Origin of the sequence: Flavobacterium sp. UBA4854, assembly GCF_002399805.1 — a bacterium.
Classification (GTDB): Bacteria; Bacteroidota; Bacteroidia; order Flavobacteriales; family Flavobacteriaceae; genus Flavobacterium; species Flavobacterium ginsengisoli.
The window spans coordinates 29,573-47,796 of sequence record NZ_DHEI01000105.1 but is presented as its reverse complement, the minus strand read 5'-3'; the positions used below and the strand labels follow the sequence as shown (position 1 = coordinate 47,796).

The window sequence follows — 18,224 nt, the reverse complement described above, 5'->3', positions numbered from 1 at the left end:
ATTGCAGGCCAAGTTCCTCCACCTGATGGCAATTTAGCTCGAACCTCAACTTTACCATATTTAAAAGCATATTTCCCATCCGATTTTAATCTTGCAGATGAATATTCTGCACCGCCAGAATTTTCTTTTTTAGCTGTGATTTTCAAAAACCCACCTTCAACTACAATATTTGAAGCTGAGTTGGTATAGTTTTGTTTTTCATTATTTCCCCAGCCATTATTTCCACGTCCTAAATCGTAAGTCCATTTTGTTGGATCTGGCGCTCCATCTTTATCAAAATTATCTTCGAAAACCAGTTTTGTATAATCAATAGATGGTTCTGGATTTGGATTTGGTGGTGTAGTTGTAAAAGTATGATACCAAGCTAGTGAAGGGTTTCCTCCCATTACAGCTCTAACTACCATTCTATTTGCTGTAAGCGATAAAATTTCATAAGAACTTTGACCAATATAATAGCCCATAAATCCGTTATCAGAGAAGTTCATTGTTGTTCCTCTTGTTTGTTCTGCATGGTCTGGATTATTCATTACAACAGATTCTGAAGGACTTAATGAAACTATTTTTGCAGCACCAGTATTATAGCTTAAACACATATCTTCTGATAGACCTGATGCTCCAGCAACGCTTCCAAAATCTTTATTGAAGAATGTTGCACCACCGTTATCCAATTGGAATTTAAGCACTTCACCATCAAGAGAGAATGTTAACACATTATCATACAAACAGCTACTGTTTGGAGAACCTGCTTTTTCAAATGGTCCTGCTTTATAATAGTTAGGGAAGAAGTTATTCGCTGCATCACCATCGTTCTGTCCTACACCAAGATGTGCTGGTTCTGCTGCTGCCCAATACCATTTTTTAGAAGAACCGCCTGTAAGCAATTGAACTGCTTCATCGTCGCTGAAATCACTTTGCACCTCAACATCGATTGTTGTATTTGTAGCCACTCCTCCTGCTCCTGTTGCTAGAACAGTTACTGTATAGGTATTAACTCCAGTTTTGGTAAATCTTTTAGTGATTTTCCCACTTGGAGCATTATCTGAAGATCCATCTGGATAAACATATTTATACGAAATGGCATTATCTGCTGTTGCTACAAACTTTACTATTCCAGATCCGTCTCCATAAGGAGCATCGGCTGTTTTACCCACAATTTCGGCTGTTACCTTTAAATTAGAAGGTGTACTTATTGATCCGAATGTATAATCGTCTTTCTGACAACCCGTCATCAAGAGAATCGTAAATAGGGATACTATCTTTATAATTAATTTCTTGCTCATGATTTCTTGTTTTAATTGGATTGTTTTATATCATCAAAGTAATAAGTTTCTCCTGTTCCTGTTGTTCCAAAATCTGGAAACAAAATTACTCTGTCGTATTTTATAGTGCTGTTGAAAGAGGCTTCAGTTGTAAGATCAAATGTCAATACTTCCCAGCCATTAGCAACCGTTGTCGGCACCTCTACCTGCACAAAAACAGTTGGATTTCCATTACCGTCTTTTGGTGATGTAGAAAGCTCCATTTTGTATAATATTTTTGCTCCTGCTTTTGGCGACCAAACTGTTACTTTTACTTTAGTTCCTTTTGAAGCGTCAAATGAATTTTCAAGATTTAAACTTGCTCCTCCCCAGGTTTCTGCTCCTATCTTTTTGTCTAATTTGACTACTTTATCAGAAACATTTAGTCCAGTTTTATTAGGATTTGCAACGACAGAAGCATCTACATTTCCGAATCCGCCCCAAGCGTAAGTTAAACTCGTAGATTCAAAATCAATTGGCAATCCTATTGATGCAGATGCAGTTTTATAGAAATAAATATTATCGATATAAATATTCTTACCTGCTGTTGGAGCTGAGTCTAATTTTAATTGGAAAATATCAGCAACTGTAAAACCATCCTGGCTTGTAAATGCCGAAATTGGAATATCAATACTTGTCCATTGTTTTGCCGTAAGATCTTTTACAACCTTTCTTTCTCCATTTGTCTTACTAATAAGGAATATGGCTAATTTGTCTAGATCTGCTGTCCATACATCCATGTGAATATATTCCATTTCAGAGGCATCAATAGTTACATTATCTGCCAATGCAATTCCTTGATAATTCAGATTATTATAGTTCAACATTTTATCTCCGTCTAAATCAAATTCAGCAAAAGTTGTTGACTGTCCCCATCCTGGATTAAAATTAGTTCCTGCAAGGTCTGTATATTTAGAACTGAAAATAGAAATAACATCTCCCGCTTGTCTACCTGGCTGCGCTGGTGCAGATGTTGTTGGGTTTAACACTAAGTTTGCCGTAATTTCTTCTGTGTGTTCAGTTGTTTTAATAGCCGCACTTTTAGAAACTACTCTAATCGTATAAACTCCTGGAGCCTGATAAGTGTATGAAACTGGTTCTCCATTATTAGCCGAAACCGGATCAGGATGTCCTGCTTCTCCAAAATACACATCGTAAAATAAAGCAAAATCTGCAGTTGCTGTAACGGTTACTTTATTAGAAACTAATTTGTCATTTGTTACTACAACTTTTAAATTTTCTGGAGCTCTAAAAGAAACCACTACTTCTTTTTCTATTTCGGCTGTTTTTCCGTTAAGTCCAGATGCAATAATTTTAGACTTATAAACACCTTCTTTATAAATATGAGAAATAGTCGATCCAACTCCTGCATAATCAGAGTCAGGTGTTCCGTCGCCAAAACTAATTTTGTATTGCGATGCACCTTCGCCTTTTGGCAGGAAAGTAACTTTTCCGGTATTATCCTGCGTAACTGTTGTTAAAACCGAAATATTTGTTGGTGCAGCTATTCCGTCTAAATCAATATCCAAGTCATCGTTTGCACAGCCTATGAGTACTGCCAAAACGAAAAAATTTATAATAAAATGTATTTTTTTCATAATTGATGTTTTTTAGTATCCAGGATTTTGTGCCCAGTTTCCGTTTGCAAACTGAATTTCTTCAATTGGAATTGGAAATAATTCGTTTTTATTTGCTTTAAAGCCAGGAATAGTTCCTGCAGCTTTACCAGTTCTTACTAAGTCAAAGAAACGATGTCCTTCTCCAAAAAGCTCAAGTCTTCTTTCGTCTAAAATATTATCTGTAAGAGCTGCGCCAGAAGTTGCAATGTCATGATTTGTATCTCCAAATGCACGTCTTCTCACCTCATTTAAATACGTTCTTGCTTTTCCATCATCAATTCCGCCTCTATTATAAGCCTCAGCAGCCATCAACAATACATCTGCATAACGAATCGCTCTGTAGTTGTTTGGATTTGTCAAATTCAAATCTCCTGCTGCATCTTTGCTTCTTTTTCTTGGCAGATATTTTCTGTTGAAGAAACCTGTATCTTCATTTCCTTTTCCGAATGTAATACCGTTTCCGTTGTCATAAGAAGCATTAGCCAAAGCCCATGCGTTGATATCTAAGATGGCAACGTCTTTACGTTTATCTCCAGTTTTAAAGGCATCAAACGAATCTTGAGTTGGAATATTAAAACTGTACCCAGAAGAAAATAAAGGGCCTGAATAGTTACGAATACCGTTAAAACCAACTGCTACGTTTCCTTCACTACACTGCAAACATCCAAATCCTGCTCCTTCAACATCTGTATATTGAACTTCAAAAATAGATTCTGTTCCGTTTTCTCCTTCTGCTTCAAACATTGAGTTGTAATCTGTTACCAATTTGTATTTTCCAGAAGTAATAACAGCGTCAAGCGAAGCTGCAGCCTGAGCAAATTTATTTTGGTATAAATATGCTTTTCCTAATAATGCCTGAGCTGCACCTTTTGTAATACGCCCTTGCTGTGCTGCGTTTGGAGATAGATTAGCAGATGCGAAAATTAAATCGGCTTCTATAGAAGCGTAAACTTCTTCAACAGACGATCGGGGAATTGTCTTTTCATCGCCAATTTTAAATCTCGCATCGCCTTTCATTGGGATACCTCCAAACCATTTAACTAACTCAAACTGATAGTACGCTCTTAAAAAACGTGCTTCTGCAATAACTTGGGCTTTTCCCGGAAAATCTGTTTTATTTTGAAATTCAAGAATATAATTGGCTCTTTGAACACCAGCAAACATCCAATTCCAGATGTCTCTTAAATTGCTATTTACAGGTGTATGAATCATATCATCGATCTGCTGAAAACCAATTACATCGGTTGGACTTTCTCCTCCACAAAGTGTATTATCTGAAGCAATTTCTCCTAATAAAACATTTACATAAGAAGACTGCAGTAAATCGTAAGCTGCAATTAATGCATTGTCATATTCTTCTTTAGAATTAAAATAATTCTCTGAGTCGATAGAATATTCTGGTTTTGGATCTACAAACTCATCCGAACATGATGTTAGTACGGTCGAGAAAAAAACCAGTGTTATAGTGGATATAAATAAATACTTTTTCATTTTAACTGAAATTAAAAATTAATGTTTAAGCCCATTAAATATGTTCTTGGAATTGGATAGAAACCATAATCGATTCCAGCTCCAATAGGAGACTGTGAAGTATTGTCTCTATTAGTAGGACCAAAAGAAGCACCTGGATCAAAACCTTTATATTTTGTAAAGGTGTAAAGGTTATTTACCGCTGCATAAAGTCTTAATTTAGAAACTCCTGCTCTTTTTGATATTTCTGGATTAAGTGTATAACCAAGTTGTACATTTTGAATTCTTAAATAAGACGCATCTTCTACAAAATAATCAGAGAATACATTATTAGATGTTGCTCCTGTTGTTACTCTTGGCGTAGAATTACTTGTGCCTGGTCCTGTCCATCTGTCTAAAACATAATTAATACGATTAGCATCAGAAAGTGTTCTTTCGTAGTTACGAACCATATCGTTTCCTATTGATGCAAATGTAAATACAGCAAAATCAAGAGCTTTGTAATTTAATTGCAAATTGAAACCCATTGTAGCATCTGGAATTGGATCTCCAATATTGGTTTTATCTTTTGTATCAATTACACCGTCTCCGTTTAAGTCAACATAACGAATGTCTCCGGGCGCAGCATTTGCTCCTAAAGCTAACTGTGATGGATGTGCATCAACTTCGGCTTGGCTTTGAAAAATTCCATCGGTTTTATATCCATAAAAATATCCCATTGGTCTACCTACTTCCATTCTTGAAGGAGCTGGCTGTCCAACACCAAAAGCACCGCCTTCAATAAATCCTGTTCCGTTATTTACTTCAGTAACTTTGTTTTTAAGGAAAGTCACATTGTAACCTATACTGAAAGTAAAATCATCAGAAAATTTATCTTTATAATCGATCGCAAATTCAAAACCAGAGTTTTTAACTGTTCCTGCGTTTAAAGTCGGCGCGCTGGCACCTGGCGCTCCGGTACCGTTAATACCTGAAACTGGAATATTAGGAATCAATAAATCTTTTCTGATATCTGAAAAATAATCTGCTGCGATAAATATTTTGTCATTTAATATTTTTAAATCTAAACCAACATCAAACTTTTGAGCTTGTTCCCATTTTAAATTTGGATTTGGCACTTGACCGTTTGCCGTTCCGTTTACTAAAGTACCATCAAATACGTAGGTTGCTTCTCCATTTAAAAGTCCTAAATAGCCAAGATTAGGAATCTGGTCATTTCCTAAAGTTCCATAACTTGCTCTAAATTTCAAGAAGTTTACAAATTTTGACTCTCCAAAGAAACTCTCATCAGAAACTACCCATCCTGCCGTTACAGAAGGAAAATAACCTACTTTATTGCCAGGACCAAATTTTGTAGAAGAATCACGTCTAATTATAGCAGAAAGCAAATACCTTCCTTTGAAATCGTATTGTAATCTTCCAAAATAAGAAAGTCTTCTTTGATCATACACATAAGCACTGTTTGTAAGTGTGTTTGAAATTCCTTTTGTTAAAGAGATATCTGCATTTTCCCATGCATTATTTGGCACGTCAAAACCAGTTGCATATAATCCGTTACCCCATTCTTTAAAAATTGTTGTTCCTAAAGTTCCGGTAATATTATGTGCTTCTGCAATTTTTGTATTGTATGTTCCAAAAAGGTCAAATGAATAATTGTTATCATTTACAGCTCCTTGAGTAACAGAACTTCTCTGTACATCAAAAACTTTTCCGCCATAACTAATTTGTTTATTAAACGTTTTTGATTCGCTGTTTGACGTATTAAAACCTATAGAACTTGATAAGGTAAATCCTTTAAAGATTTTATAATCTAAACCAAAATTTCCGTTTAATTTTTTGTAGTTATAATCATTGTACGTATTTGCAATTTGTGCTAACGGGTTAATAATTTCTGTTCCTAAACCTGTTGTACTAGGTACTAGACTAAAATCACCATTTGCATCGTACGGACTTAAGGTTGCCGGAACGTTTAAAGCATTAAAAAGTACAGAACCCAGACCATTTTCATTTAAGGTATTTCTCGTAAAATACGTATAAATAACATTAGTCTTTAATTTGATTCTATCACTTAAATCAGCACCAAGAGCAATTCTGGCAGTATTTCTTAAAAAGCCAGATTTATCTCCGCCAACAATACCTTCCTGATCTAAATGAGAACCACTGATAGAATAAGTAATTTTATCTGATCCGCCAGAAATTGTCAAATCGTTATTAATAATTGGAGCATTTTGAAAAACTTCATCCTGCCAATCTGTTCCTTTTCCTAGCCCACTTACATTAGGATAAGGGATTGGTTTTCCGCCGTTTGCATAACTTTCATTTAAAAGCAAAGCATATTCTGTAGCATTCAAAGTTGGCATTTTTCTTGAAGTCTGCTGAAAACCGGCATAACTATTAAAAGAAACTCTAGTTTTAGAATTCTTTTTCCCCATTTTAGTAGTAACCAAAATGATTCCGTTTGCTCCAAGAACCCCATAAATAGCTGCCTGCGAATCTTTTAAAACCGTAATTGTCTCAATGTCGTTAGGATTTAAAAGTCCTAAATCACCAACATATCCATCAATAATAGTGGCAGGTTTGTTCTCACCATTTGTGGCTATACCACGAATACGGATATCAAGCGGTGCTCCTGGCGCTCCTGACTGCGTCGTGACATTCACACCCGAAATTGTTCCTTGTAGAGCTTGTTCGATTCTTGCTGGTTTCAAGACATCTAGTGTTTTACTGTCTACAACAGCTACAGCTCCAGTAACCTCTCTTTTCTTTTGAGTACCGTAACCAATAACAACGACTTCGTCAAGTGACTTAGTATCGTCGTTCATTCTAATCGTCATTTTAGTTCCAGAAACAGCAACTTCTTGCGTTCTGTAACCAATATAACTTACAACAATTGTTGTTCCTTTTGGAACATCAGTTAGTTTAAAAGATCCGTCAAAGTCTGTGGTTGTACTTTTAGACGAATTTTTAACCTTTACGTTTACGCCTGGCAATGATAATCCAGAAGCATCAAGTACCGTTCCTGATACATCTAAGTTTTGCGAAAATGCAAAAGATGTAAACAGTAATAATACTGGCAGTAATAATTTAGATTTCATAATTAGTTAGTTTTTATTGAAAGCTAAATTTATTTGTTCCGTTTATGAAAACGACAAAATTAACCTCAACAAAAAACATACATCACAAAAAAATATACTGCAAAATCAGGATATAATAAAAAATACCGTTGTATAACTATAATTTCTGAATGTTAATTTTCTTAACATTTAGCGCGCAATTTCCCAACAAAAGCTTAATGTTGAGGTAATGTATAGTTATTTAAAGCCGTTTTTTAAAATACTATACAGCCAAAATATATTCAACTAAACCGTTTTCGTGCTGCAAATCCATTTTCTTTCTCAAACGGTATCTTTTTATTTCAACGCTTCTAACCGAAATATTAAACATTGGAGCTATTTCTTTAGATGAAAGATTAAGTCTCAAATAGGCACATAAACGCAGGTCATTAGGCGTTAAGGCGGGATGCATTTGTTTAATCCTTTTCAAGAAATCTTTGTCGGCGTTATCAAATGCTTCCTTAAATACATTCCAAGAATCTTCTTCGGTAATATTTTTATTTATGGTACTAATTACAGATTTGATATTTGAGCTATCGTTTTGAGCAGTTTTTTTCAAATCTTCTTTAATAAAAGCCAATAATTCGTTTTTACTATTCAAACTCATGGTCGAAACTGCCAATTCGCGGTTTTTATTATCAACATCTTGCGAAAGCTGTTCATTGCGAAGTTTCATTAACTGCTGTTCGTTTTCAAGCTCTTTAATTTCTAATAAAAGATTATTCTCTTCTATTAATTTTTCTTTTTGCTTTTGATAATAATTTCGATATGCCTTATTAATAAAATAAGCCATTGTTAGCAGTAAGAGGAAATAAATAAAGTAAGCCAGATTTGTTAAATACCAAGGTTTTAAAACTACAAATGTATACGAAGCAGTATTCTGCAAAATGGTATTCGCATATTTGGCTCTTACTCTAAAGGTATATTTTCCTGGAGGTAGATTTTTAAAATTTACAGTTGCTTTTGTACTCCATTCGCTCCATTCATTCTGAAAACCTTCTAATAAATATTGGTATTCAGAATTAATGTACTTATTATATTCTGGAACTGTATAATTGAGCGTTATATTATTTTCATCAGATTTGAAGCTTCCTTCACTTAAAATACCCACATTTTTAAAAGTTTCATTTTGCTTATTGATGGTAATATCTGTAATAAAAACATTGTAGTTTTTAAAACTTAAGTCGTCAATATTTAATGTATAATACCCGTCTGTAGTTCCTATTAAATAAGTAGATTTAGAAATCTGCGTGATATTCTCATAACCTAACATCGAGTTGGTCAAAGAAGAAGGTATCGGAATTAAATTTTCTTTTAATTGATTACTTAATTTACTTGCCGAGAAATAATGAATGTAGTTTTTGGAGAAAAGCCAGATTTTATTAGAATTATCAACTATTAATTTACCAGATGTATATTCGTCTTTTTCAAAAATGGAACTTAATACGCTGTCTTTTACAAATTGTCTTGTCTTAGCATTCAATTTAAAAATACCGCCTTTATATGCATAGTAAATCGAATTGTTGAATTTTGTTAAACTAGCATATTTACCTTTATCTGGGCTTTTGTAAGCAAAAAAGCCTTGTGTTTTTAATAATGATTTATCAAGTTTTAATCTAAAAATTCCTTTGTATTCATGGCTTACATAAACATCAAAATCGTTTCCTATTTCAAAATATCGAGAAGAATAATCAAAACCCTGAATTTTATTTCTAAAAACCCATTGATTGTTTCTTTTTTCTAAAACCGAAATGCCATAATAATTTCCTTGAAGCAACTGATTTTTGTTTCCTGGAATATGCTCGAACTTCCAGGTTCCAAAAGCTGAAAATATACTTTTGGCGGTTTCATTTACCACAATAAAAGTTCCCGAATCATGTCCACAGAAAAGCGTATTATCATAAACAAATAAAGACCATACCTGCCCTTTTGTTCCATTTATAAACTTAAATTCTGAATTACTTTGATTAGGCTTGCAAAACAATCCCTGATTGGTTCCTATATATAGCATTCCGTTATGAATGGCAGATGCATAAACCGTTCCTAAAACTCCCGTATCATCTGTAAAACTATGCACTGGCGACTGCATATTGATGCAGTTGATTCCGTTATCAAGTCCTGTCCATAAATTTTGGTCTTTATCTTCAAAAAGCGATAAAGCAGTGTTATTACTTAAACCTTTACTCTGCGTAAGATGGTATTTGAGCTTTCCTTTATCAGATAAAATAAAAATTCCGTTTGATACAGTTCCTAAAGCAAAACTTCCGTCCTGCAAGCGCTGGCTGCTGTATACAAAACTCGATTTTAATTCAGCATCAACATCTGTAACAACATGGGTTAAAGAATTTCCTGAAAGTTTGTAAATACCATCTAATTGCGTTTGAAGCAATAAACCATCATCTATCGTAAAAATATTGGCAACCGTAAACTTTTTTAAAATCGGATCATCTGAAATTAATTTTGCTCTACCTCTTTCAATTTCAAAAAGCCCTTCTTTAGAAGTCTGAAAATAAATTGCATTTGTCGAGGCAAACGATTTTACGACACCATTTTTGGGCGCGATTATCTTAAACTTTCCCGTTTTGGTATCGTAAATATAAATTCGGTTTAAAGACTGAAATAAAATCCAATGATCATATTTAAGAATATTCCAAAACTGTTCATCGTCTAAAATCTTATTTTTTATACCGTCGCTTAGCGAAGTATATTTAAGTTTTCCATCTTCTTTTCTGGTCCAAAAACCAAAATTCATATAACTTCCTGTATAGATTTTATTGCCAATTACTTTTACAGAACGAATAATAGTTTCGTTTGGCCCCGGATATAATTGCCAACTAGTTCCGTTATATTCTAATAATCCGTCGTTATTGGCGAAATACAAATAATTATTATGATCCTGCGAAATCATCCAGCTTTGATTTCCAGCTCCATAAACAGAAGGAGAATATTTAATGATTGGCGGAAATTCCTGAGAAAACAACAGGAAATTTATTAAAAAAAGTAAGGTAGTTAGTGTAGTTTTCAAAATTTGGTCAGGATATTAAAATAATACTAAAACAGTTCTAAAGTAGGGTATTTTAATATGAAATAACAAATTTTGCCGAAAAAAAATCCCCATAAAATCAAAAACATATGTCGTAATTCTGTTAAGATTTGGAACAATATCCTTAACAAAACTCTACTCAAAATTGATTACTTTTGTAAAAATTGACTTTTTTATGCAAATTGACCTTTCTAAAATAGATCCAAAATCAAATATTATAATTAAAGGAGCACAAGTACATAATTTAAAAAATGTAGATGTGGTTATTCCGAGAAATAAACTGGTTGTTATTACAGGTCTTTCAGGATCAGGAAAATCGAGTTTAGCTTTTGACACTTTATATGCAGAAGGACAAAGACGTTATGTAGAAAGTCTATCTTCTTATGCACGTCAGTTTTTGGGCCGTTTAGACAAACCAAAAGTAGAATACATTAAAGGTATTGCTCCAGCAATTGCCATAGAGCAAAAAGTTAACACAACCAATGCTCGTTCAACAGTTGGAACTTCTACTGAAATTTACGACTATATCAAACTTCTGTTTGCTAGAATTGGGCGTACCTATTCTCCTATTTCTGGACAAGAAGTCAAAAAAAATACCGTTACAGATGTAATCTCCGATGTTAAAAGTCTTCCTCTTGACAGCAGGTGGCTATTACTTGCTCCTATTCATCTTGAAGAAGGCAGACTTTTAGAAGACAAACTGAAAGTGCTTTTGCAACAAGGTTTTGCTCGTATTTTAGTGGATAACGAAATGGTTCGTTTAGACGAATTTTCTGCTTCAGACTTACATCAACTTGACAATAAAGACATTTTATTGATTATTGATCGTATCGTTGTAAAAGAAGAAGAAGAATTCTTCAATCGTCTTGCTGATGCTGTTCAAACTGCTTTTTTTGAAGGAAAAGGAATTTGCTATCTGCAAGAATTAAATGCTGAAAAGAGATTTTCTTATTCTAATAATTTTGAGCTTGACGGAATGACTTTTCTAGAGCCAAATGTTCACTTGTTTAGTTTTAATAATCCGTATGGAGCTTGCCCAGTCTGTGAAGGTTATGGAAACATAATCGGCATTGATGCTGATTTAGTTGTTCCAAATACTTCATTATCGATTTACGAAAGTGCCATATATCCTTGGCGTGGCGACAGCATGAGCTGGTATAAAGACGAATTGGTAAAACACGCTTACAAATTTGATTTTCCAATTCACAAACCTTATTTCCAATTAACTGACGAACAAAAAGATTTAATTTGGACTGGAAATCAGTATTTTCAAGGACTTAATGATTTCTTTAAAGAACTAGAAGAGAAAAACTATAAGATACAAAATCGAGTAATGCTTTCTCGCTATCGTGGTAAAACAAAATGTCATACTTGTAAAGGAAAACGCTTACGAGAAGAAGCATCTTATGTAAAAATCAACGGAAAAACAGTTTCTGATCTGGTTGATTTACCAATTAAACATTTGGTTACTTTCTTTAAAAACATCGAATTAAATCAATACGAACAGCAGATTGCTAAACGTTTAATGGTCGAAATCAATAATCGTTTGTCATTTTTAACAGAAGTTGGTTTAGATTATCTTACTTTAAATAGAAATTCTGCCACTCTTTCTGGAGGAGAATCACAACGTATCAATCTAGCAACTTCTCTTGGAAGCAGCTTGGTTGGATCAATGTATATTCTTGATGAGCCAAGTATTGGTCTTCACCCAAAAGATTCTGAAAGATTAATTAAAGTTTTGCTTTCTCTACGCGATCTAGGTAACACTGTAATTGTGGTTGAACACGATGAAGATATCATGAAAGCTGCCGATATGATTATTGACATTGGTCCAGAAGCCGGAACTTTTGGAGGAAAATTGGTTGCACAAGGAACTTATGACGAAATCCTAAAATCGGATTCTTTAACTGCAAAATATTTAAATGGAGATTTAGAGATTTCTGTACCTAAGAAGAGAAGAAAATTCAAGAATCATATCGACATAATTGGTGCGCGCGAAAATAACTTAAAAAATATTAATGTTACTTTTCCTTTAGACGTTTTAACCGTAGTTACAGGTGTTTCTGGAAGTGGAAAAAGTACTTTAATTAAGAAAATCTTATTTCCTGCGGTACAAAAAAAGCTGGAAAGTGCCGCCGAAAAAGCTGGACAATTCACTGAAATTTCAGGTTCTTTTTCGCAGATTAAACATATTGAATATGTAGACCAAAATCCGATTGGAAGAAGTTCAAGATCAAATCCTGTTACCTATATCAAAGCTTATGATGATATTCGTGATTTATATGCGAAAGAAAAATTATCAAAAATAAGAGGTTATCAAGCTAAACATTTCTCTTTTAATGTCGATGGAGGCCGATGCGAAACTTGTAAAGGAGAAGGCTCTATAAATGTTGAAATGGTTTTTATGGCCGATGTTTCGCTTCCTTGTGAAACTTGTGGTGGAAAACGATTTAAAAAAGAGATCTTAGAAGTTGCTTTTGACAACCAGAACATCAATGACATTCTAACCATGACAATTGATGATGCGATTGCTTTTTTCGAAAAAAATAAGCAGTCAAAAATCACTCAAAAATTACAGCCTCTTCAAGATGTCGGTTTGGGCTATGTTCAATTAGGACAATCTTCTTCTACGCTTTCTGGTGGAGAGGCACAGCGTATTAAACTAGCTTCCTTTTTGGTTAAAGGAGCAACAAAAGACAAAGCTTTGTTTGTTTTTGACGAACCTACAACTGGTCTTCATTTTCATGATATCAAAAAGCTTTTAGCTTCGTTTGATGCTTTAATAGAAAAAGGACATTCGATAATTGTAATCGAACACAATCTTGATTTAATAAAATGTGCTGACTGGATACTTGATTTAGGTCCTGAAGGCGGAGAAAACGGAGGGCATTTACTTGCTTCTGGAACTCCAGAAGATATTGTAAAAGTAAAAGAATCTGTTACCGGAATTTACTTAAAAGACAAGCTATAAAAGTTGCCCTATTTGAAATAATAAAGCCATAAATACAATTGATTAGTTTGTATTTATGGCTTTATATTTTATTTCTCTTTTTTTAATGTTACTAGGCTACCAAACATCTTTCCTCAAAAGGAAATCCATCTTCGTCTATAGCTACTAAAATCTTTTTCTGTTTTGAAGCCTCAAGGGTGAGATAAAGCCACGCAAATGACCATAAACCTAGAGTTAAACAAAAAATCAGAAAATTTAAACTGTGATTAACTACTTTTCCTCCTTTAGATAAGACCGCGAAAAGCAACTCATCATTTCTCTCTTCTAAAGTAAATCCATTATGAACCTTGTTTGAAATCATATTAGAAAATACTTGCATGCTTTGTTCCTGGCTGAGATGATTGTTTTTCATAATAACTTTAATCTACAATTAATCCAATAACTTTTTATTCGTCCACAATTTCTTGCAAAATTATTTAACCTGAAAAAATAAAACAATACCTGTAATTAGGTATTTTGTTAGAAATATTTTTGCAATTTCTTCAAAGTAATGCTAAACTTTCATGTTAAAGTTAATTTTAATTCGATTAATTACAAAATATTCAAGTGTTAAATTTTCAAATTTAATCACACGTTATCAATAATTTAACCTTTATTTTTAATATTAAAAACAGGAGATTCATAATCTTCTTTTAAATAATTTGGCGGAATTGTTGTGGTGTTTCCATCACGCAAAGCACCGTAATGTGGCGACATGATCTCAATTCCTGCCGCATTAAAAGAATCCTGAATATTCTGATGAAGCGACGAATAAATTCGCGGTTGCTTTGTGGGCTCTTTGGTATAAACGTTAATCTGATAGGAAACATAAAAATCGTCTAAACTGGTTTGAAGCACAAATGGTTTAGGCTCTTTTTCTATCATATCAGTATTTAAAGCAGCTTGTATCAAAGCGGCATGTATGTCTTTCCAAGGCACATCATATCCAATTGTAACTGTGGTATGAATTAATAATCCATTTGTGGACTGATTCGTATTTGCCGAATAATTAGTAGAAGTGCTTGATAAAACAGTAGCATTTGGAATCGTAATATCTTCAAATTTTGGCGTTCTGATTCTGGTAACTAAAGCTGTTTTTTCAATTACTTCTCCACTTACATCTCCAATTTTTATATAATCCCCAATTTTAAACGGACGCATATAGGTAATAACCAAACCCGCGACCATATTAGCAATAGCATTGGAGGAACCTAATGAAAATAAAACTCCAACAAAAACCGAAACTCCTTTAAAAATAGGCGAATCTGACCCAGGCAAATACGGAAAAATGATTACCAGCATGAAAGCATACATCAGCAATCTAATCACATTAAATGTCGGCAAGGCCCAGTCGCTGTAAAAGCCATCAATTTTAATGTTTTCTGATTTTATTTCATCAAAGAAAAATTTAATAACCTTAAGCGAATATTTAAAAATAATGATAATTACAATTATAGTAAACAAACTTGGAAGAAAGCTTACGAATCCCATAACCGCAGATTTTGCTGGTGTCAAGATCCATTTGAGCAATGTAGTAGTATAGTCTTTTGTAGCAGGGAAAATACTAAATAAAACAGGAAGCGAAAGATATACAATTAAAATAAGCGTAATTATTTTTATGATTCCAAAAAAACGGAGCGCTAAAAACTGTTGCTTCTCTGGAGATAATATTTTTATGGAATTATAACTTACTCCTTTAAAATATTTTGCTCTATTCTTTACAATATATTTTCTTATGTAATTGAAAATTCTCGCTGTTAAAAATAAAACCAACCCAATTATAAGGGTTAATAATGCTGTATAACCAATTCGTTTAGGAAGTTGCGAATAATTTTCATTCTGATAAATTATAGCACTTTTAATTTTAGCCAGATTGCGATTAGCAATAGCCTTTATCGTAGTATTTTCTGCTTTTGCATCGGCTTCCAAAACAGACATTATTACCAAATCGCTTTGGTACACAATATCCATAGAAACATCTGAAGGAATAATTTTTATAGAATCTTTCTCGAAAAACGATTCATTGTACAGCCTTTTAATCTTATTCGTTATGTATTGCGCCCTTTCTTTTGCAGAAAAGGAACCAACATTATGATAAACAAAAAAAAGTGTGTCGTTAAAAGGTTTAACTGGATAACCTTTTAATTTTACTGTTACAGGTTCTTTTTCAACGCTTTTCAGATTATTCTTCTGAGCAATTACCGAAAAAGAAAACAAGACAAAAAAGAAAGCTAATAACCTAAGTACTTTTATTTTCATATTCAATTAGAAATAAGTCAGTTATCCTTTCTAACAAATATAAAACAAAAAAGCTCTGATTTTTAAATTACTTTCTTTTTTACAGAAAAATCAGATCAAATTTTAAAACCTAATTTCTTGAAAATAGAATCAATAACATTATTGATATCAGATGAAATTTTGAATTTATAATTCAAATACACATACGCTATCGTCACTAAAATAGATTTTAAAGCAATACTAATCAATTGGAAAAATGGAAATTCCCAGAAAACAAAAACCAAAAACAATACAAAAGTTAAAAGTATGGAATGAATAGTTTGTTTTGTAAAAGGATACAAATCCAGCTTTTTAACCACAAAAAGCAATTTAGCCAAACTATATAAGGTAATTGAAAGAAGTGTTGCAAAAGCAGAACCAAAAATTCCTAAAATAGGGATAAAAATAACATTTAAAATTACCGTTAGAACAACCAACATTAATCCTAAATAAAGTACCATTCGGTAATATTTTGTATTGAAAATAATAGCATTATTATTTCCTAAAATCAAATCGAAATACTTAGAAAGACCAATCATAAAAACTACTGGGATTCCGCCACTATATTCTGCAGGAACTAATTCATACAGCTGATGAATATTTACAAAAATGCAAAGCATTACAAATCCGCCCACTATCTGCAAGTTAATAGACGTCTTTTTGTAAAGCCTATTTAACTCATCATGTTTGTTTTCATGCATTAATTTAGCCGTAATTGGATATACAATTTGGTGCATTGCGCGGCTCGGAACTGAAATTACTAAAGCGATATAAGTAGCAACCGAATAATATGCAATATTTTCAATTTTCATGTACTGATTCAAAATCAGTTTATCTCCATCTAAAAGCAAATTGGCAACACTTCCTGAAAGAATAATATAAAAAGTATATTCCATTACCGCTTTTACATTCTCTGGAATACTAATTTGGAAATTCGGTTTTTTGATATAAAAGGCATAAAACATCGTAATCAAAAATGCAAAAAAATAGATTCCCGCTGTTATATAAACGAATTCAACCAGCGAAATCCAATTGAAATATAATCCGACTAAGGCAATTGTAGAAAGCAATCGCAAGCCAACTTCTTTAATAAAGTTTCCAAAAACAGAATGCATATGCACTCTCGCCCACGCGTAAAAAATCTCAAAATAAGCCATGCAGATTCCGATAAACGGAATTAGAAGCATAAATTCGCGAACTACAGGATTTTCTTTAGAAACAAAATCGGTTATATCATCATAAAAGAAGATTCCGATAAGTCCTAACGGAATACACATTAAAACAGGAAATAACGCTGTAAAAGACAAAAACTGTTCTCTTTCTTCTTCTGTTTTATATTGCGAATAAAACTTTACAAGCGTATTCTGCATTCCAATTGCAAACAAAGGCATGATTACATTTGCCGCAGATGTAATATAATTGGTTAAAGCGTAATATGTTGCCCCAAGAAAAACGGGATAAAGATATAATGTATTAATGGCTCCGATACCAAAACCAATGTATGTAATTATAGTGTTTTTAAAAGACTGATTTAAGACAATACCCATTTCTTGAGTTTAGATTGTATTTGATGTTTAATGATTATCCTTTAATCAGCTGTGCCAATTGTTTGGTTAAGTTTTTTCTTGAATATTGCTGTAAACCAATTCCATGCGATTGCAGCTTCCCTTCCAAAAACTGATTAAAAAAGTCCAAAATTACACTTTTTAACTTCGCTTTCTCAGAATAATCAAAAAATACTCCAGTATTGGTCTGTGTTACGATATCGGCAAAGTCAGAACCTTGAGGCCCAATTGCAACAATTGGACGGTTTGAAACCATGTATTCGAACAATTTTCCTGGAATAATACTTTTCGTATCTTCAGAATTAATTTCTATTAAAAGTAAAACTTGAGATTTTCTTTGATGTGCAACAGCTTCTTTGTGAGAAACGTAACCCACTAAATTTAAATATTCTTTCAGCTGATTTTCTTCTATCGCATCTAAAACTTCCTGACTTACCGCTCCAATTAATTTAATTTCTAAATGAGATTTAAATTCTGGAACTTCTTTCAGCAATTCAACCAAAACCTCCCATAAAAATGGCGGATTTCTATCAGACAAGAAAGATCCAATATGAGCTAAAGTAAATTTCGTGTCTAAAGTTTGTTTTTCGACTGTTTCTACGTCGTAACCATTTGTAATTACTGTAATTGGCTTATTGGTAATAGCCTCAAATTCAGTTTTAGTAGTTTTACTTGTTACGATGATTTCATCTGCAGCATTAAGCACTTTATGCTCTAAACTTTTATGTTTTTTTTCAGCATAAGAAGACAAACGAAGCGCTTTATGATAGCCTATTGTTGTCCAAGGATCGCGAAAATCGGCAAACCATTTTACGTTTAATTTCTGCTGTAATTCTAGACCAATTAAGTG

At 33.2% G+C, this 18,224-nt stretch carries 10 protein-coding genes; 1 reads left to right on the top strand and 9 read right to left on the bottom strand.

Going from position 1 to position 18,224, the window contains the following annotated elements; genetic code table 11:
* From B3J44_RS15535 to B3J44_RS15515, 5 genes are all read right to left on the bottom strand, one after another.
* A partial coding sequence (locus tag B3J44_RS15535) for a family 16 glycosylhydrolase (protein WP_286969475.1) occupies positions 1-1,280 on the bottom strand: 1,280 nt, incomplete at its 3' end.
* An 11-nt stretch (positions 1,281-1,291) separates the two neighbouring features.
* Complete coding sequence (locus B3J44_RS15530) at positions 1,292-2,896, bottom strand: hypothetical protein (RefSeq protein ID WP_286969472.1); 1,605 nt, start codon at positions 2,894-2,896, stop codon at positions 1,292-1,294.
* A 12-nt stretch (positions 2,897-2,908) separates the two neighbouring features.
* Entirely contained in the window at positions 2,909-4,408 is a 1,500-nt protein-coding gene (locus tag B3J44_RS15525) for a RagB/SusD family nutrient uptake outer membrane protein (RefSeq protein ID WP_286969470.1), read from the bottom strand.
* 11 nt (positions 4,409-4,419) lie between these two features.
* Entirely contained in the window at positions 4,420-7,482 is a 3,063-nt protein-coding gene (locus tag B3J44_RS15520) for a SusC/RagA family TonB-linked outer membrane protein (protein WP_286969468.1), read from the bottom strand.
* Positions 7,483-7,723: 241 nt separating this feature from the next.
* Positions 7,724-10,525: a helix-turn-helix and ligand-binding sensor domain-containing protein gene (locus B3J44_RS15515; RefSeq protein WP_286969466.1), complete on the bottom strand. Its 2,802-nt coding sequence runs from the start codon at positions 10,523-10,525 to the stop codon at positions 7,724-7,726.
* Between the two features lie 193 nt (positions 10,526-10,718).
* On the opposite strand from B3J44_RS15515, the gene uvrA reads away from it, so the two are divergent.
* Positions 10,719-13,514 carry an excinuclease ABC subunit UvrA gene (uvrA, locus tag B3J44_RS15510; protein ID WP_286969464.1) on the top strand — a complete coding sequence of 932 codons (2,796 nt, stop codon included), beginning with the start codon at positions 10,719-10,721 and terminating at the stop codon, positions 13,512-13,514.
* A 91-nt stretch (positions 13,515-13,605) separates the two neighbouring features.
* Here uvrA and B3J44_RS15505 read toward each other — a convergent pair whose 3' ends face one another.
* From B3J44_RS15505 to B3J44_RS15490, 4 genes are all read right to left on the bottom strand, one after another.
* A complete protein-coding gene (locus tag B3J44_RS15505; RefSeq protein ID WP_198857062.1) occupies positions 13,606-13,905 on the bottom strand; it encodes a hypothetical protein in 300 nt (99 codons plus the stop codon).
* Positions 13,906-14,138: 233 nt separating this feature from the next.
* Positions 14,139-15,791, bottom strand: a complete 1,653-nt coding sequence (locus B3J44_RS15500) for a mechanosensitive ion channel family protein (protein ID WP_286969461.1) — start codon at positions 15,789-15,791, stop codon at positions 14,139-14,141.
* A 95-nt stretch (positions 15,792-15,886) separates the two neighbouring features.
* Positions 15,887-17,356, bottom strand: a complete 1,470-nt coding sequence (locus tag B3J44_RS15495) for a lipopolysaccharide biosynthesis protein (protein ID WP_198857060.1) — start codon at positions 17,354-17,356, stop codon at positions 15,887-15,889.
* Positions 17,357-17,390: 34 nt separating this feature from the next.
* Positions 17,391-18,224: glycosyltransferase (locus tag B3J44_RS15490; RefSeq protein WP_414654812.1), on the bottom strand; the 834-nt coding region annotated here is incomplete at its 5' end.